Source organism: Nocardia sp. NPDC057227 (assembly GCF_042669725.1).
Taxonomy (GTDB): domain Bacteria; phylum Actinomycetota; class Actinomycetes; order Mycobacteriales; family Mycobacteriaceae; genus Nocardia; species Nocardia asteroides_A.
The window spans coordinates 92151-108376 of the sequence record NZ_JBHUXA010000023.1 but is presented as its reverse complement, the minus strand read 5'-3'; the positions used below and the strand labels follow the sequence as shown (position 1 = coordinate 108376).

The window sequence follows — 16226 nt, the reverse complement described above, 5'->3', positions numbered from 1 at the left end:
CGGGGGTTCCTCGCCGGGGTGGCAGGCGGCGGTGTGCGATGCTCGCGCGGTCGCCGCGCACGTGTGATCCGTGTTTCCGCGTGGGCCGGCTCGCTCGGGTATGGGTTTTTCCGGATCGATCGACGCAGGAGGGGTCATGGCGTTCGCCCGTCGGGGGTACTACACCGCGGATCAGGTGCGGGCGGCCGAGGCCGAGCTCTTCACCAGAGTCGCGGACGGCGTGCCGATGCGGCGCGCGGCGCACGGGCTCGCCACCGTGGTGGCGCGCGAGCTCGCGGAGCGCACCGGCGGGGTGGCGGGGCGCCGGGTGACGCTGCTGGTGGGGTCGGGTGACAACGGCGGCGATGCGCTGTGGGCCGGTGCCGCGCTGCGCCGCCGTGGTGTCGCGGTCACCGCGCTGCTGCTGCAGCCGAAGCGAGCGCACGCCGCCGGGCTGGCCGCGCTGCGCCGGGCCGGTGGCCGGGTGCTGAATGCCGGTTGCGCGGTGCCACCGCACCCGGCGTCGATCGCGGCGCTCGACGCCGACCTGGTGCTCGACGGCATCGTCGGCATCTCCGGACGCGGCTCCCTTCGCCCGGTGGCGGCGGCGCTGGTCGCCGCCGTCCGCGCCCCGATCATCGCCGCCGACCTGCCGAGCGGCGTCGACCCGGAGACCGGCGCGGCCGACGGCCCGGCCGTGCGCGCCGCGGTGACCGTCGCCTTCGGCGCGCGGAAGCCGGTGCACGCGCTGGCTGTGCCGCACTGCGGGCGGATCGAGCTGGTCGAGATCGGGCTGCGGCTCCCCGAACCGGAATTCGCGGCGCTGGAACCGGCGGAGATCGGCGCCCGCTGGCCGGTGCCGGGCGCGGGGGACGACAAGTACAGCCAGGGGGCGACCGGTGTCGCCGCCGGTAGTGCCCGCTACCCGGGCGCGGCGGTGCTCTGCGTCGGCGGCGCGGTGGCGGCGACCTCCGGCCTGGTGCGGTACGCGGGCACCGGCGCCGACGCGGTGCTCGCCCGCTTCCCCGAGGTCGTCGCCACCGCGGACCCCGCGAGCGCGGGCCGGGTGCAGTCCTGGGTGATCGGCCCCGGTGCGGGCACCGACGCGGCCGCCGCCGAACGACTGCGCACCGTGCTCGGCACCGACCTCCCCGTTGTCGTCGACGCCGACGCCCTCACCATCCTGGCCGCCGACCCCGCGCCGCTGCGCGGTCGCGCCGCCCCGACCGTGCTCACCCCGCACGCGGGTGAGTTCGCCCGGCTCACCGGCCACCCCGTCGGCGCCGACCGGGTCGCCGCGGCCCGCGACCTGGCCCGCTCCTGGAACGTCACGGTCCTGCTCAAGGGCCGCGCGACGATCGTCGCCGCCCCCGACGGCGCCGTCCTCGTCAACGAGGCGGGCGGCTCCTGGGCCGCCACCGCAGGCGCGGGCGACATCCTGGCGGGCGTCATCGGCGCCCTCCTCGCCGCGGGCCACGACCCCGCTTGGGCCGCCGCGGCCGCCGCCCGCGCCCACTCCCTCGCCGCCAACCTCGCCGCCGCCCCGCCCGGCATCGCCGCGGCACCGCCGGTCTCCGCGGGTACCGCGTTCTCCGCCGCTCCCACGACAACCCCTGCGACCGCCCCCATTTCGGCGACCCCGCTCCTCGAACACCTCCGCCCCGCCATCGCGACGCTCCGCGCCACCGCCCCCGCCGACCGGTGACCGGACCCACGCCGGAACAGCCGCGAACGCCGGTGCCCCCGATCACAGTGGCAGGATCGGGGACCGTGCATGCGCAAGCGGAGACCGTCGTCGACCTGGGCGCCATCGCGCACAATGTGCGGATCCTGCGGGAGCACGCGGGCACCGCGGCGCTGATGGTCGTGGTCAAGGCGGACGGTTACAACCACGGCGCGGTCGAGGTCGGCCGCGCCGCGCTGGCGGCGGGCGCCCGCGAACTCGGGGTCACCACGGTGGCCGAAGCGGTGGCGCTGCGCGAAGCCGGGATCACCGCGCCGGTGCTGTGCTGGCTCAACGACGCCGAGGCCGACTTCGCCGCCGCCGTCCGCGCCGACGTGGAGCTCGGCATCTCCTCGCTCGCGCACCTGGAGGCGGTGGCCGCGGCCGCCCGCGCCACCGGCTGCGCCGCGGTGCTGAGCCTCAAGGTGGACACCGGGCTGAACCGCAACGGCATCGCCGCCGCAGGCTACCCCGCCGTGCTGACCGCGCTGCGCGCCCTCGTCGACGAGCGGGTGGTGCGGCTGCGCGGCATCTTCTCGCACCTCGCGCACGCCGACGAGCCCGGCCACCCCTTCCTGGACGTGCAGCGCGCCCGCTTCGTCGCGGCGGTCGCGCTGGCGAAGGAGCACGGCCTGGAACCCGAGGTGCTGCACCTCGCCAACTCCGCGGCCACGCTGACCAGGCCCGATCTCGCCTTCGACATGGTGCGGCCCGGTATCGCGGTGTACGGGCTGAACCCGGTCCCCGAGGTCGGTGACTTCGGGCTGCGCCCGGCCATGACCTTCCGGGCCAGGGTGGCGCTGGTGAAGGAGGTCGCGGCGGGCGAGGGTGTCTCCTACGGCCACGAATGGATCGCGCCACGGGACACCACGGTTGCGCTGATCCCCGCCGGGTACGCCGATGGTGTGTTCCGAACACTGGGCGGCAGGCTCGACGTCTTCGTCGGCGGCGCACGACATTCCGGCGTCGGGCGGGTCTGCATGGATCAGCTCGTCGTCGATCTGGGCGCGAACGCCGCCGGGGTGCGCCCCGGCGACGAGGCCGTGCTCTTCGGCGCGGGCCCCGGCGTGCCGGGCGCGCAGGAGTGGGCGGAGCTGCTCGGGACCATCCACTATGAGGTGGTGTGCTCCCCGCGCGGGCGGGTGCGGCGGACTTTCACACAGGAGGACGGATGAAGCGGATCGTGCAGGGTGGCGCGGCGACCGCGGTCGCCGTGAGCGCGCTCGCCGTCGCGCACGTGCTGCGGCGCATGGGTTCCCGGGTGCTCTGGCCCGCGCGCGCCGACGAGTACCGGGACGAGGACTTCGGCCTGCTCGGCCGCGACCGCGCCGCCGTGGTGCACGCCACCGACGGTGTCCCGCTCGCGGTCCGCGAGCACGGCCCGGCCGATGCCGCGGTCACCGTCGTCTTCGTGCACGGCTTCTGCAACGACATGACCTCCTACCACTTCCAGCGCCGCGACCTCCCCGCGCGCTGGGGCGACCGGGCCCGGCTGGTCTTCTACGACCAGCGCGGCCACGGCGAGTCCGGCGTCCCGGAGGTGGCGAACTGCACGGTGGCCCAGCTCGCCGACGACCTGGCCGCCGTGGTCGAGGCGCGCGCCCCGCACGGCCCGGTCGTGCTGGTCGGGCACTCGCTCGGCGGCATGGCGGTGCTGGCCGCCGCGGCCGCGCACCAGGGGCTCTTCCGGCAGCGGGTCGCGGGCGTCGCGCTCATCTGCACCACCGCCGCGGGGATGACCGCGGGCGGCATCGGCCAGCTGCTGCCGAACCCCGCGCTGGACGGCTTCCGGCTCGCGGTCCGGTTCGCGCCCGCGCTGGTGCAGGCGGGCCGGGCCACCGCGCGGCACGTCATCACCCCGCTGCTGCACGTGAGCTCGTTCCACGGCCAGGTGAGCCCGACGGTCTCCCGCTTCACCACCATGATGATCGACCGCACCCCGGTCGCGACCATCGTGAAGTTCCTGCAGGCCATCGAGGTGCACGACGAGTCGGCGGCGCTGCCCGCGCTGGCCGGGGTGCCCGTGCTGGTGATCGGCGCAGGCTACGACCGGGTGATCCCGTTCAAGAACTCCGAGCTGCTCGCCGGCGAGATCCCGGACGCCGAGCTGGTCCGGCTGGACGGCGGCGCGCACATGCCGCACCTGCAGTTCCCGGACGCCGTGAACGCGGCGCTGGACCGGCTCTTCGCCAGGGCGGTGCCGAGCACGGGCAAGCGACGGGCCGCCGGTGGCTGATCCGGTCACCAGGCTGCTGCCGACGGTCGAGGACACCGAGGCGCTCGGCCGGGAACTCGCCGCCGGGCTGCGCGCGGGCGACCTGGTGGTGCTGGACGGCCCGCTCGGCGCGGGCAAGACCGCGCTCACCCGCGGCATCGGGGCCGGGCTCGACGTGCTCGGCCGGGTGAGCTCGCCGACGTTCGTGATCGCGCGGGCGCACCGGGCGGGCGACCGCGGCGTCGGGCTGGTGCATGTGGACGCCTACCGGCTCGCCGGTGACCTGGACGAACTCGACGCGCTCGACCTGGACGCGGACCTGGACCGCGCGGTCGTCGTCGTCGAGTGGGGGCGCGGCGTCGTCGAGCACCTGACCGACCGGCACCTGCTGGTCCGGCTGGTCCGGGAGCCGGAATCCGATGTGCGAACGGCCAGTTGGGAGTGGGTCCGGGAGCGGTGAACCCGCGACCCTTCGGGGGCGGTACCACCCGGTATCGTTGACCGAATCATGCTTGTACTCGCCGTCGACACCGCGACCCCCGCCGTCACCGCGGGGCTGGTGCACCTCGAGCAGACCGGAGCCGGGCCGATCCCGGAGCGGGTGCGCACCGTCGCCTCCCGGGTGCACGTCGACGCCCGCGCGCACGCCGAGGTACTGACCCCGCAGATCCTGGAGTGTCTCGCCGAGTCCGGCTGTGCCCGTGCCGACATCGACGCCGTCGTCGCGGGAGTCGGGCCCGGCCCGTTCACCGGGCTCCGCGTCGGCATGGCGACCGCGGCCGCCTTCGGGGACGCGCTCGGCATCCCGGTGTACGGCGTCTGCTCCCTGGACGCCATCGCCGCCGACGCCGGGCGGGAGCCGCCCGGCGAAATCCCCGCCCTCGGCGCCGATCCCGACGCCGCCGGGCTGCTGGTGGTGACCGACGCCAGGCGCCGCGAGGTGTACTGGGCGCGCTACCGCGACGGCCTGCGGGTCGCCGGCCCCGCGGTGGACAAGCCCGCCGACGTCGACCCGGACACCGTCGCGGCGATCGCCGGCTCGGCCTCGCACGTCGACCTCTTCGACCTCCCGGTGCTCCCGGTGGAGAGCCCGTCGCCGCGCGGCCTGGTCACCGTCGCCGCCCCCGCGCTGCTCGCGGGCGCCGCGCCGGAGCCGCTGGTCCCGCTCTACCTGCGCAGGCCGGACGCGGTCGAGCGCAGCTACCGCACCCTCGACCGGACGGGAGCGTGATCGTGGCCATCCACATCGAGCCGATGCGGCCCCGCGACATCGAGCGCTGCGTCGAGCTGGAGCAGCTGCTCTTCCCGGAGGACGACCCGTGGCACGCGGTCGCCTTCCGCTCCGAGCTGGCCGGCTCGCACAACCGGTACATCGCGGCCCGTGACTCCGACGGCAGGCTGGTCGGCTACGCCGGGATCGCGCTGCTCGGCGATGCCGCGTACCCGGAGGCCGAGGTGCACACCATCGGTGTCGACCCGGAGGTGCACCGCGCGGGCATCGGCACGCTGCTGCTGGAGTGGCTGCTGACCGAGGCGGCCAAGCGCGGCGGCCCGGTGTTCCTCGAGGTGCGCGCCGACAACGCCCCCGCCATCGCGCTCTACGCCAAGCACGGCTTCCACATCATCGGGCTGCGCAAGAACTACTACCAGCCCAGCGGCGCCGACGCGTACACCATGCGCCGCCCCGAGCTCGGCGACTTCCCCGGCCTGGTGCCGGACGGCGACCCCGGCGCAGCGGTGCGCAGCGACGAGGTGCTCTCGTGATCGTGCTCGGGATCGAGAGCTCCTGCGACGAGACCGGAGTCGGCGTGGTGCGCAGGCACCCCGACGGCCGCTGCGAGCTGCTCGCCGACGAGGTGGCCTCCAGCGTCGAGCAGCACGCCCGCTTCGGCGGCGTCGTCCCGGAGATCGCCTCGCGGGCGCACCTGGAGGCCATCGTGCCCGCCATGCGCCGCGCGCTGGCGACCGCGGGCATCGCAAGGCCGGACGCGCTCGCCGTCACCATCGGGCCCGGCCTGGCCGGCGCGCTGCTGGTCGGGGTGGCCGCGGCCAAGGCGTACGCGGCGGCCTGGGACATCCCCTTCTACGCGCTGAACCACCTGGGCGGGCATGTCGCGGTGGACACTCTGGAGCACGGCCCGATGCCGCCCTGCGTCGCGCTGCTGGTCTCCGGCGGGCACACGCACCTGCTGCGCGTCACCGACCTGGCCGAGCCGATCACCGAGCTGGGCAGCACCGTCGACGACGCGGCGGGCGAGGCCTTCGACAAGGTGGCGCGGCTGCTCGGGCTCGGCTTCCCCGGCGGCCCCGCGCTGGACGCCGCCGCGGCCACCGGCGACCCGGCGGCGATCGCCTTCCCGCGCGGCATGACCGGCCCGCGCGACGCGAGCTACGACTTCTCCTTCTCCGGCCTGAAGACGGCGGTGGCGCGGCACGTGGAGGCGGCGCAGCGGGCCGGGATCGCCCCCGAGGCGCTGCCGATCCCGGATATCGCGGCCTCCTTCCAGGAGGCGGTCGCCGACGTGCTGACCCGCAAGGCGGTGCGCGCCGCGCAGGACACCGGAGTGGACACCCTTGTGCTCGGCGGCGGCGCGACGGCCAACTCGCGGATCCGGTCGATGGCCGAGGAGCGCTGCGCGGCGGCCGGGCTCACGCTGCGGGTGCCGAAGCCGCGGCTCTGCACCGACAACGGGGTGATGATCGCCGCGCTCGGCGCGCACGTCATCGCGGGCGGCGCGGAGCCGTCCCCCCTCACGGTGGAGACCGACCCGGGGCTGCCGGTGTCGATCAGCCGGGTCGGCTGAGCCGACCGGAGCGCGACGTCAGCGCGGAACGACGAGCGTAGGCAGGGGAGCGGAGCTCTCCGCAGGCGTGGTCGTTCCGCCCGCGGAGCCGGAGTCGACCGGCGGCGCCAGCGGCATGCTGCTCTCGGCGGGGGTCTGCGCGTTCGGCGGCAGCGGGGACGGGGTGACCGTGCGGGCAGGCGCGGTGCTCGGCATCTCCAGCCCGGGGCCGAGCGAGTTCGGGAACGGGATCGGCGGGTTGTTCGGGTCCGGGCGCAGCGTTGGCGAGGTCGGCCCGGCCGGTTGGCTGGTCGTGACGGTGACCGGCGGCGTGGTGGTCGCCGGCGGCTCGGCGGTGGTGCCCGGCGCGACGACGGGCGTCGGTGTGACCGGAGGGGTGGTCGTCGTGGGGAGCCCGCCGCTGCTCGTCGTGCCCGCTGGCGAGATCTCCTCGTCCGCGATCGGCGCGAATTCGCGCACCCCGTAGCCGATCACCAGCCCGACCACGACCAGCGCGCCGACCAGCACCCCGGCCACCTTGGTCACGGTCCGGCCGGAGGTGTCGGCGCGCACCGCCGCGATCGGGGCGTCCGGCAGCGCCTGCGCCTGATCGGCGACGAGCGCGGCGCCCTTGGCGATCACGGCGTCCGGATCGGGCACGGTCAGCACCGGGATGCCGAGCCGGTCGTGCAGGGCGGAGAGCACCGCGGGGATATTGGCGCCGCCGCCGATCACGGTGACCGCCTCGGGCAGCCGCTCCGCGCGCTCGGCCGCGGTCGCGGTGAAGTGCGCGATGTCGCCGAGCAGCTCCTCGATCAGGTACTCGAAGTCCTCGCGGGTCAGCTTGAGCGGGCGACCGGCCACGTGGTCGACGGTGACCGCGGGCGTCACCGAGAGGTGCTCCTTGGCGGCGCGCGCCCGGTTCACCAGGGTGTGCCGGTTCGGGCGGGTGCCGCGCCTGGCGAAGTGCTGATCGACCAGGTGCCGGTAGATGAGCTCGTCGATGGCGTTGCCGCTCAGCACCGAGGTGCGCTCGGCGACGAGCACCGTGCCGTCGGCGCGGTCGGCCACCGTGACGGTGAGCCCGGTGGCGCCGAGGTCGACGACGGCGACGGTGCCGTACCGGTCGAGCAGGCCGGTGTGGCGCAGGTAGGTGAGCGCGGCGGTGAACTCGGGAACCATCCGCAGCTCCCGCTGCCTGCCGGTGGCGGCGCGGATGATCTGCTCCTGCTCCTTGCCGCGGTAGGCGACCGCGACGCTGGTCGGCGCCTCGGCCGGAACCGGCTCCGGCCGCTCGGTGTAGCGGCCGCCGACCGGGTGCACCGGCTCGCGCGGGTGCGTCGCGGGCAGCTGGGTGGTCATCAGCTCGATGGACGAGGTGACCAGGTCGCCGAGGTCGGAGTGCGCGGCGTCGGCGGAGACGACCCGGTAGTCGAAGGTCTGGGCGCCGTTCGGCGCGGTGACGACGGTGGCGGAGCAGACGACCTCGTTGCCTGCCGAGATCCCCAGGGATGTTCGCATGGTCACCTCCCCTCGCGCGCGGACTGTCCGTAGCTGGCGTGTGGTGTTTCGAGTTCGAAGGCTCCGCTGTCACTGTGACGAGGAGTCACTGTGAATTCCGGTACCACCGAGCTTCGATGCCCGGCAGGCGCTGCGGAGCGGCCGACACGGAACGCTCGACCATAGTGTCACGATCCGTTATCCGAACGTTACAGATTTACCACGCCCTTGGAAAGTCCCCCAGTTCTGGTGACTGGAGGGGGTGTGTCCCCGCCGGTACGCCCCGGTAGCAGAGTCAGACCTTGAGCGCTGGCACTCGCATGTATAGAGTGCTAGTCGACGCTGTGTGAGGGCTCCGGCACCCGCGACGACGGGGCTGTACGCAGGGTCAGCACGAGACCGACCCCAACGGGTGGAGCAATCGGTTCCGCCCGACCGTAAACCCCGAAAGTTGGAGGGCTCAACGTGGCGAGCGTGAACATCAAGCCGCTCGAGGACAAGATCCTCGTCCAGGCCAACGAGGCCGAGACGACGACCGCCTCCGGCCTGGTCATCCCCGACACGGCGAAGGAGAAGCCGCAGGAGGGCACCGTCGTCGCCGTCGGACCCGGTCGCTGGGACGACGAGGGCGAGAAGCGCATCCCCCTGGACGTCCAGGAGGGTGACACCGTCATCTACAGCAAGTACGGCGGCACCGAGATCAAGTACCAGGGCGGGGAGTACCTCATCCTGTCGGCGCGTGACGTCCTGGCCGTCGTCACCAAGTAGCCGTTCGGGCACCCGCGTTCCGCCCCGGAGTCGTTCGACCCGGGGCGGAACGCGTTCCGGCCTGCACCGAAACCACAGGAGCGAAACCTCATGCCAAAGCAGATCGAGTTCGACGAGAAGGCTCGCCGGGCTCTGGAACGCGGTGTCGACAAGCTCGCCGATGCCGTCAAGGTCACCCTCGGCCCGCGCGGCAGGCACGTCGTGCTCGCCAAGGCCTTCGGCGGCCCGACCGTGACCAACGACGGCGTCACGATCGCGCGCGACATCGAGCTCGAGGACCCGTTCGAGAACCTGGGCGCGCAGCTGGTGAAGAGCGTCGCGACCAAGACCAACGACGTCGCGGGCGACGGCACCACCACCGCCACCGTGCTGGCCCAGGCGCTGATCCGCGGCGGGCTGAAGAACATCGCCGCCGGCGCCAACCCGATCGTCGTCGGCGCGGGCATCGCCAAGGCGACCGACGCCGTCTCCGAGGCGCTGCTGAAGCTGGCCACCCCGGTCTCCGGCGAGGAGGCCATCGCCCAGGTCGCCACGGTCTCCTCGCGCGACCCGGAGATCGGCGCGATGGTCGGCAAGGCGCTGACCACCGTCGGCAAGGACGGCGTCGTCACCGTCGAGGAGGCGTCGACGCTGCTCACCGAGCTGATCGTCACCGAGGGCGTGCAGTTCGACAAGGGCTACCTCTCGCCCTACTTCGTCACCGACACCGATGCGCAGCAGGCCGTCCTCGAGGACGCCTACATCCTGCTGCACCGCGAGAAGATCAGCTCGCTGCCCGACCTGCTCCCGCTGCTGGAGAAGATCGCGGAGAGCGGCAAGCCCGTCCTGATCATCGCCGAGGACGTCGAGGGCGAGGCGCTCTCCACCCTGGTGGTGAACAGCATCCGCAAGACGATCAGGGCCGTCGCGGTCAAGGCGCCGTTCTTCGGCGACCGGCGCAAGGCGTTCCTGGACGACCTGGCCGTGGTCACCGCGGGCACCGTGGTGAACCCGGACATCGGCATCGGGCTGCGTGAGGCCGGGCTCGACGTGCTCGGCGTCGCCCGCCGCATCGTGGTCGGCAAGGACGAGACCACCATCATCGATGGTGCGGGCACCGCCGACGACATCGCCGCCCGCAGCGCGCAGTTGCGCCGGGAGATCGAGGCGACCGAGTCCGACTGGGACCGGGAGAAGCTCGAGGAGCGGCTGGCCAAGCTGGCGGGCGGCGTCGCGGTGATCCGGGTCGGTGCGGCCACCGAGACCGCGCTCAAGGAGCGCAAGTACCGGGTGGACGACGCGGTCGCGGCGGCCAAGGCGGCCGTGGCCGAGGGCATCGTGCCCGGCGGCGGCACCGCGCTGGTGCTGGCCGGGGCCGGGCTGGAGGCGCTGCGCGATTCGCTCTCCGGCGATGAGGCCGTCGGCGTCGAGGTGGTCAGGCAGGCGCTGCGCGCGCCGCTGTACTGGATCGCCAGCAATGCCGGGCTGGACGGCGCCGTCGTGGTCAGCAAGGTCATCGAGGGGGAGCAGGGGTTCAACGCGGCCACCCTCACCTACGGTGACCTGCTCGCCGAGGGCGTCGTCGACCCGGTCCGGGTCACCCGCTCCGCGGTGGTCAACGCGGCCTCGGTCGCGCGTATGGTGCTCACCACCGAGAGCGCGATCGTCGAGAAGCCCGTCACTGACGAGGGCGATCACTCGCACCACGGGCACAGTCACTGATTTTCGTGCGAGAAGCGCCCCCGGACCCGACGGTCCGGGGGCGCTTCTCGGTGCCGAGGGGTCGGCGCGGGGTTCGCGCTGCGCAGCGGGGCCTCGATCGGGTCAGGAGGCGGTGTCGCGCTCCGGGGCTATGGCGTCGAGGAGGCGGGCGCGGAGCGCGGGAGGTGGAGTGGCGGCGGTGACCTCGGAGAGGGCGGCCAGGGCCGCCCTCGAGCCCCTCACCTCGGTGAGGAACTCCTCGCGGGCCGCGGTGCCGAGCACCGCGACCACCGCTGCGTGGTCTTCGTCGTCGATCGAGCCGAGCGCGACGGTGTGCGCGAGGTCGAGACCCGGCTCGTCCATCTCACGGCACCCCCAAACTTCTCTTCAGGCGAGTGAGCCCGTCCCGTATGCGGGACTTGACCGTAGGCAAGCCTACGCCGAGATGGCGAGCCACCTCCGCGTAGGTCCGGCCGCCGTAGTAGGCGAGCGAGATCGCCTCGCGCTGCGTCTCGGTCAGTGTGGCGAGCCCGGCGACCACGGCCTGCTGCTCCAGCCTGCGTTCCACCTCCTCGGTGACCTCGTCGAAGTCGTACCCGAGTACCCGGCTGCCGTAGGTGTTCTCGCGCTGGCTGTGCGCCTGCTCCGCGCGCACCCGGTCGACCGCGCGCCGGTGCGCCAGGGTCATCAGCCAGGTCAGCGCCGAGCCCTTGGCCGGGTCGAAGCCGGAGGCGGTGCGCCAGATCTGGAGATAGACCTCCTGGGTCGTCTCCTCGGCATAGCCTGCGTCCTGCAGCACCCGGAGCACCAGCCCGAACACCCGCGCGCTCGTCCGGTCGTAGAGCTCGGCGAACGCCTCCTGGTCGGCGCGGCCGCAGCCGCGTAGCAGCTGTGCGAGCTCGAGATTCTCCGCCGCGCGCGCCGTCGTAGCAGTGCCCGTTCCCGGTGGGCAGGCTGCTCTCCGGAACGCATCGCCCCCTGCGGCCGAAGGCCGCGCCGTCACAACGCTCCATTCTGAGTCATCGCGGACTACGGTAGCGCGCGGCTCCCCGTGCCGTGGCAGGACACGGCAAACCATCGGCCAACCGGTAGCGGTGCGGAAAAGTTCCACTCCGGCGCGGCGGCTACCAGCCATCGGCTGCCGCGGCCGGAAAACTTCCGGTCACCGGCGCCGAATCCCCGGGCACCGAGCGACCGTTTGGCTTACAGGCATTCGGCGCCGGTGCACCCGGTGGATGGGAGCGGTGCGGAACGGCTCAGACCGTCATCCGGCGCCGGTTGCGCCTGGCGTGCAGCTCCCGCTCGGTCTCGGACATTCCGCCCCAGATGCCGTACGGCTCGCTCACCTTGAGCGCGTGCGAGCGGCACTGCATGAGGACCGGGCAGGTCCGGCAGATCTCCTTGGCGCGCATCTCCCGCGCGGTGCGGGCGCGGCCGCGCTCCCCGTCGGGGTGGAAGAACACCGCCGAATCCACTCCGCGGCAGGAGCCGCGCATCTGCCAATCCCAGACATCGGCGTTCGGCCCGGGGAGGTGGGTGGGCATGGGCATGGTGAACTCCTCGTGGTGCGAGCTCGTCGGCGTTGTCGAGCCGGTTCTACTGCGAACAGGTGTCAACCACGGTGTCGCCGGAGCTCGCTGACGCGAGGTCGCTGTAATTTCGCGCGGCGCCGACCGTGGCGATGAGTTACGTTAGGACCCGGGTCGAAATTCCGTCAATAGTTCGGCGCAGGGGTTCCTCGAACAGGCGGAGAAAGAATTTAACCTCCGCACTGTTTACAAGCGCGGCCCGCTCCAGCGATACTGATCGGTTGACCAAACCGAGGTCGCTCCCCGCTGTCCGGTACATTCTGGGAAAAGCGCTGGTAGAGGTGTTTTTACCGGTGGTCCGGCCGTTTCGGTGGGCGACCCGGAGCCCGGGCGGCGGCCCCGCGCGGCGGCTCGGCCGCCCGCCGGCAGCGCCGGAGATGGCGAAAACGGGGCGCGCGGGTTAATAGCGGGAAACGTGCGTGAATTCGAAAGTCCACGCGATCGCCTTTGACCGGACGAGATTTACCTGATGGAAACATCGTTCACCGTGGAAAATGCTGGGAGATTGCCGCGCAGGTGAGAGTGGTTCGCTGGGTCGCTCGGATACAGTGCGCCCGGTGGTAAGCCCCCTGCACTCGGTTCCCGCCGCCGCCGCCTTCGGTCCCGCGCCCGGCGCCGCCCAGCTACCGCCCGCGCGCGCCCCGCTCGACCGCTGGCATCGCGCCGTCGCGCTCGGCGGTGCCGGCCGCTACGCCGCCGCCCGCGCCGAGCTCGCGCCGCTCACCCGCCCCGGCACCGGCCGGGTACTCCGCTCGCTCGCCCTGAGCACGACGGCCTCGCTCATCCGCCAGTCCGGCAGGCACGCGGCCGCCGCCGACCCCGACGGCCGGGCCGCGGCCCTCGTCGCCGAGTTCGTCCTTCATGCAGGAGTCGCCGATCCGGCGCCGGTCGACCCGGGCCGCGCCGACCCCTGGTTCGGCGCTCCCGACGCCGTCGACGCCTGGTGCGACGCGCTCACCGGCCTCGCCGCCGACGCGCTGGGCAGCGCCCGCCCCGCCCTCGCCTTCCGCCTCCTCGCCCGGGTGCGCGAGCCCGCCCGCACCCGCCCGCGCGCGGCCGTCCGGCTGCACTGGGTGACGGCGGAGACCGCGCTCTCGGTCGGCGACCCCGGTACGGCACTCGAGCACGCCGCGGCAGCCGTGGAACTGGGGGCGCAAGGCCCCTCGACCCGGCACCGGGTGAAATCCGCCCTGCTGCTCGCCGCCGCCACCGCAGCGTCCGGGGATTCCGCTGGCGCCGCGGCGCTGGCCGAGCCGGTCGCGCGCGATTGCGCCGCGCACGACCTGCTCCCGCTGCGCTGGGCCACCGCCATGCTGCGGGCCGGGCTCGGGGCGGCGGGCGCGGCCGCGGAGGCCGCCGAATGCGCGGCCCTGCTGCGGGCAAGGGGGGGTGACTTCTCGGGTCCGGCCGGCTCCTGAACCGGATTCGATCTTCGGCCCGACCACGGCGTCAGCGCCCGCTCGGCGAAATACTCTCCCGGGGGCGGGATCCGCGGACCGCACCGGGTGCGCGTGTGGCATCCGTTGTGTCGCTATTGTTGGACCCGTTCCGTCCGATCGGGCGGAAGCACCGGTTCTCACCGCCGGTGCCACTTGTAACGCCAGGAATCTCTCTGACGATGACGCACTCGGGCGAAGAGTTGGACCTCGCCGTCACTGCCGCTGCGCAGGGCGACAGATCCGCTTTAGCTCAGGTACTCGCACTGGTCCGACCACTGGTGGTTCGTTACTGCCGGGCGCGGATCGGCGCCGCGGAGCGCGGCCAGCTCTCCGCCGACGACGTCGCGCAGGAGGTCTGTCTGGCCGTGATGACGGCGCTGCCCCGGTATCAGGATCAGGGCAGGCCCTTCATGGCCTTCGTGTACGGAATCGCTTCGCACAAGGTCGCCGACGCCCATCGGAACGCCGCCCGTAACAAGGCGGAGGCGATGGCCGAAGTACCAGATGTCATATCCACCGACCAGGGACCGGAGCAACGGGCTCTCGATTCCGAGACGAGCAGGCAGATGAACCGTCTGCTCGCGACTCTTCCGGAGAAGCATCGAGAGATTCTGATCCTCCGTCTGGTCATGGGTTTGTCAGCGGAAGAAACCGCGGTCGCCGTGGGCAGTACGGCGGGCGCGATACGGGTTGCCCAGCACAGGGCACTCGCGAAACTGAAGTCACAAGTGGCGAGGGCAGGTGAAATGTATGGCTAGGGATGGCGAGCGCGGCGATCGAAAAGCGTGGCTCGGCGCGCGGAACAGCGGTCCCTATGCCGGGGGGACCGGTGACTCCGGTCCCGTCGATATCGCCGCGGTACGCCGCGACGACGCGCTCATCGACGCCATCGCCAGCGATGGACCGGTGCAGACCGACAGCCCGGAGGAGTTCCAGCTCGCGGCGCTGCTCGCGGATTGGCGCGCGGAAGTCGTCGCGCCACCCCTCCCGGCGGCGCCCGATCTCGACGAGATCGTGGCGGCAGTCAATCAGGAGATCGGGGCAAGGAAGGCGCGGGTCGGGCCGCGGAGCGGCGGCAGGCTCCGGCTGGTGCGCCCGCTCGCGGGTGCGGCGGCCGCGCTGGCCCTGGTCTTCGGCGGGATGACGGCGTTCTCGTACAGCGCCGAGCCCGGCGACCCGCTCTGGCGGGTCAAGGAGGTCGTGTTCAGCGAACAGGCGCAGACCACCGTGGTGGCCCGCGCCGACGACGAGCTGAGCCAGGTGCAGGCGGCGCTGGCACAGGGCGACAACGACGAGGCGCGGGTGCTTCTCGACCGGGTGCGCACCACCGCGCAGCAGGTCGACGACCCGGCCAAGCAGGACGATCTGATCGAGCGCTGGAACGCATTGGTGGCGGAACTGGGGAAGGTCGCGCCCGAAATCGCCAGCCAGATCACCTCGACCCAGTCCAGGCCGTCGGAGCCGAAGCCGTCCGGGCAGGTGCCGACCACGGCACCGACCAAGCCGGGTACCACCCCGGACCCGTCGACTCTCGGCACCCAGGAGCCGAGTACGCCGGATCCGGGCACCGTGCTGCCGACCAAGCCGACGGCCCCGACCCAGCCGGAGCCGACGCAGCCGGATCCGCCGCAGACGCAGGAGCCGACCCAACCGGAGCAGCCGACACCCCCGGCCCCCACCACGATCGCCTCGCCGACCGCGGTGCCCACGGCGGGGGGTGGTGGTGGCGTGCCCACCCAGCAGGTGCCGACCCAGTCGGTGCCCGCGGTGGACACCGTGCCGCCGGTTCAGGTTCCCGTTCCGGCGGTTCCGGTCACCCCGGCGGGCTGAAGTACGAGACAACGAAAAACCGGCCGTCACGCGACGGCCGGTTTTTTCGTGTCTTCGTGTGCGGGCAGTGCGTGGGCCCGCTTCGATCCGGCGCGCGCGACACGCACACCGCGGAGGTGTTCTCCGTCTCAGCTGTCGAAGCCGTCGAATCCGTCGCCGTGGAAGGCCTCGTTCATCGAGGCGTCCGCGTATCCCCGACAGTAATCCCAGGTGACGTAGGCCTCCGGGGTCGGGTCGTAGGCGGGCTCGTGCGGGCGGACGGTGCCGTCGACGAGCAGTTGGAGCAGGTTCGCGCGGAGCATGTCCCAGTCGTGGTAGTGATCCTGCCTGCAGTCCTCGCAGCTGACCACGAGCCCGCGGATTCCGCGGTGCGCCAGCAGGGCCTCGTAGACAGCGAGGTCGGCGAGATCTTCCTCGACCGCGAGGCGCTCATGGGGATCCAGCGGCTCACCGGGCTCGATGGCGTCGAGCGCGGCGGACGGGTCGGAGGGGTCTCCGGCGAAGGGATCCGGCGGCAAGCCAGGTGGTAGGTGGTCACGCACATCCCCACGGTACGCAGAACAGGTGGGTCTGCGCCAGCGGTGCGCCGGGCCAGTTTCCCGGGCGGACCGACTGGAACATCGCGTTCACGCGACCGATACCATAGGCGAAAGGCACAGGCGATGCCCGCGCAGCTCGGCGTATTTACGGAAGCCGTCCGTATCGCGCACCGGGTCAGGG

The 16226-nt window shown here is 73.0% G+C and carries 17 protein-coding genes; 12 read left to right on the top strand and 5 right to left on the bottom strand.

The features are described 5' to 3' along the window. The first annotated feature begins 136 nt into the window (after window positions 1-136). The 7 genes from ACFUJ1_RS26845 to tsaD are packed head-to-tail and all read left to right on the top strand — an operon-like array spanning window position 137 to window position 6721. Window positions 137-1684, top strand: coding sequence for an NAD(P)H-hydrate dehydratase (locus ACFUJ1_RS26845; protein ID WP_378649873.1), 1548 nt, complete (start codon window positions 137-139; stop codon window positions 1682-1684). 32 nt (window positions 1685-1716) lie between these two features. Next, window positions 1717-2877, top strand: a complete 1161-nt coding sequence (gene alr / locus ACFUJ1_RS26840) for an alanine racemase (RefSeq protein ID WP_378649871.1) — start codon at window positions 1717-1719, stop codon at window positions 2875-2877. Then, the gene (locus ACFUJ1_RS26835) at window positions 2874-3938 is read left to right on the top strand and encodes an alpha/beta fold hydrolase (protein ID WP_378649869.1); all 1065 of its coding nucleotides are present in this window, start codon (window positions 2874-2876) and stop codon (window positions 3936-3938) included. The genes alr and ACFUJ1_RS26835 overlap by 4 nt, the downstream gene beginning before the upstream one ends. Further along, window positions 3931-4377, top strand: coding sequence for a tRNA (adenosine(37)-N6)-threonylcarbamoyltransferase complex ATPase subunit type 1 TsaE (tsaE, locus tag ACFUJ1_RS26830; protein ID WP_378649867.1), 447 nt, complete (start codon window positions 3931-3933; stop codon window positions 4375-4377). Before ACFUJ1_RS26835 ends, tsaE begins: the two co-directional genes overlap by 8 nt. Window positions 4378-4425: 48 nt before the next feature. Beyond that, entirely contained in the window at window positions 4426-5148 is a 723-nt protein-coding gene (gene tsaB / locus ACFUJ1_RS26825; protein ID WP_378649865.1) for a tRNA (adenosine(37)-N6)-threonylcarbamoyltransferase complex dimerization subunit type 1 TsaB, read from the top strand. A 23-nt stretch (window positions 5149-5171) separates the two neighbouring features. Next, the gene (rimI, locus tag ACFUJ1_RS26820; RefSeq protein WP_378649898.1) at window positions 5172-5681 is read left to right on the top strand and encodes a ribosomal protein S18-alanine N-acetyltransferase; all 510 of its coding nucleotides are present in this window, start codon (window positions 5172-5174) and stop codon (window positions 5679-5681) included. Then, window positions 5678-6721 (top strand): tRNA (adenosine(37)-N6)-threonylcarbamoyltransferase complex transferase subunit TsaD, encoded by a 1044-nt coding sequence (gene tsaD, locus ACFUJ1_RS26815; RefSeq protein ID WP_378649863.1) that lies wholly within the window; start codon window positions 5678-5680, stop codon window positions 6719-6721. Before rimI ends, tsaD begins: the two co-directional genes overlap by 4 nt. 18 nt (window positions 6722-6739) lie before the next feature. Here the strand turns inward: tsaD and ACFUJ1_RS26810 are convergent, their stop codons facing one another. Further along, window positions 6740-8221, bottom strand: coding sequence for an Hsp70 family protein (locus ACFUJ1_RS26810; protein WP_378649861.1), 1482 nt, complete (start codon window positions 8219-8221; stop codon window positions 6740-6742). Window positions 8222-8665: 444 nt separating this feature from the next. On the opposite strand from ACFUJ1_RS26810, the gene groES reads away from it, so the two are divergent. Both groES and groL read left to right on the top strand, forming a co-directional pair. Further along, a complete protein-coding gene (gene groES / locus ACFUJ1_RS26805; protein ID WP_067646611.1) occupies window positions 8666-8968 on the top strand; it encodes a co-chaperone GroES in 303 nt (100 codons plus the stop codon). Window positions 8969-9058: 90 nt separating this feature from the next. Further along, on the top strand, window positions 9059-10669 hold the full coding sequence (groL, locus tag ACFUJ1_RS26800) for a chaperonin GroEL (RefSeq protein ID WP_378649859.1): 1611 nt from the start codon (window positions 9059-9061) through the stop codon (window positions 10667-10669). Between the two features lie 102 nt (window positions 10670-10771). On the opposite strand, the gene ACFUJ1_RS26795 is transcribed toward groL, so the two are convergent. The 3 genes from ACFUJ1_RS26795 to ACFUJ1_RS26785 all read right to left on the bottom strand — a co-directional run bounded on the left by ACFUJ1_RS26795 (window position 10772) and on the right by ACFUJ1_RS26785 (window position 12198). After that, window positions 10772-11011 carry a hypothetical protein gene (locus ACFUJ1_RS26795; RefSeq protein WP_378649857.1) on the bottom strand — a complete coding sequence of 80 codons (240 nt, stop codon included), beginning with the start codon at window positions 11009-11011 and terminating at the stop codon, window positions 10772-10774. A 1-nt stretch (window position 11012) separates the two neighbouring features. Next, window positions 11013-11651 (bottom strand): sigma-70 family RNA polymerase sigma factor, encoded by a 639-nt coding sequence (locus ACFUJ1_RS26790; protein ID WP_378649855.1) that lies wholly within the window; start codon window positions 11649-11651, stop codon window positions 11013-11015. Between the two features lie 253 nt (window positions 11652-11904). Beyond that, complete coding sequence (locus ACFUJ1_RS26785; RefSeq protein ID WP_067646602.1) at window positions 11905-12198, bottom strand: WhiB family transcriptional regulator; 294 nt, start codon at window positions 12196-12198, stop codon at window positions 11905-11907. A gap of 596 nt (window positions 12199-12794) precedes the next feature. Between ACFUJ1_RS26785 and ACFUJ1_RS26780 the strand changes: the two genes are divergently transcribed. The 3 genes from ACFUJ1_RS26780 to ACFUJ1_RS26770 all read left to right on the top strand — a co-directional run bounded on the left by ACFUJ1_RS26780 (window position 12795) and on the right by ACFUJ1_RS26770 (window position 15506). Continuing rightward, window positions 12795-13655: a hypothetical protein gene (locus ACFUJ1_RS26780; RefSeq protein ID WP_378649853.1), complete on the top strand. Its 861-nt coding sequence runs from the start codon at window positions 12795-12797 to the stop codon at window positions 13653-13655. A gap of 200 nt (window positions 13656-13855) precedes the next feature. Next, window positions 13856-14434, top strand: a complete 579-nt coding sequence (locus tag ACFUJ1_RS26775; RefSeq protein ID WP_233016130.1) for a sigma-70 family RNA polymerase sigma factor — start codon at window positions 13856-13858, stop codon at window positions 14432-14434. Then, window positions 14427-15506, top strand: coding sequence for an anti-sigma-D factor RsdA (locus tag ACFUJ1_RS26770; protein ID WP_378649850.1), 1080 nt, complete (start codon window positions 14427-14429; stop codon window positions 15504-15506). Before ACFUJ1_RS26775 ends, ACFUJ1_RS26770 begins: the two co-directional genes overlap by 8 nt. Window positions 15507-15634: 128 nt before the next feature. Here ACFUJ1_RS26770 and ACFUJ1_RS26765 read toward each other — a convergent pair whose 3' ends face one another. Beyond that, window positions 15635-16048, bottom strand: coding sequence for a DUF5319 domain-containing protein (locus tag ACFUJ1_RS26765; RefSeq protein ID WP_011207424.1), 414 nt, complete (start codon window positions 16046-16048; stop codon window positions 15635-15637). Window positions 16049-16226: the final 178 nt, after the last annotated feature.

Excerpts from the sequence above, each read along its gene's own strand:
- ACFUJ1_RS26770 (WP_378649850.1), top strand. The coding sequence starts at position 14,427 with ATGGCTAGGGATGGCGAGCGCGGCGATCGAAAAGCGTGGCTCGGCGCG.
- ACFUJ1_RS26835 (WP_378649869.1), top strand. The coding sequence starts at position 2,874 with ATGAAGCGGATCGTGCAGGGTGGCGCGGCGACCGCGGTCGCCGTGAGC.
- tsaB (WP_378649865.1), top strand. The coding sequence starts at position 4,426 with ATGCTTGTACTCGCCGTCGACACCGCGACCCCCGCCGTCACCGCGGGG.
- ACFUJ1_RS26845 (WP_378649873.1), top strand. The coding sequence starts at position 137 with ATGGCGTTCGCCCGTCGGGGGTACTACACCGCGGATCAGGTGCGGGCG.
- ACFUJ1_RS26795 (WP_378649857.1), bottom strand. The coding sequence starts at position 11,011 with ATGGACGAGCCGGGTCTCGACCTCGCGCACACCGTCGCGCTCGGCTCG.
- rimI (WP_378649898.1), top strand. The coding sequence starts at position 5,172 with ATGCGGCCCCGCGACATCGAGCGCTGCGTCGAGCTGGAGCAGCTGCTC.
- ACFUJ1_RS26775 (WP_233016130.1), top strand. The coding sequence starts at position 13,856 with ATGACGCACTCGGGCGAAGAGTTGGACCTCGCCGTCACTGCCGCTGCG.
- groL (WP_378649859.1), top strand. The coding sequence starts at position 9,059 with ATGCCAAAGCAGATCGAGTTCGACGAGAAGGCTCGCCGGGCTCTGGAA.
- ACFUJ1_RS26785 (WP_067646602.1), bottom strand. The coding sequence starts at position 12,198 with ATGCCCATGCCCACCCACCTCCCCGGGCCGAACGCCGATGTCTGGGAT.
- ACFUJ1_RS26810 (WP_378649861.1), bottom strand. The coding sequence starts at position 8,221 with ATGCGAACATCCCTGGGGATCTCGGCAGGCAACGAGGTCGTCTGCTCC.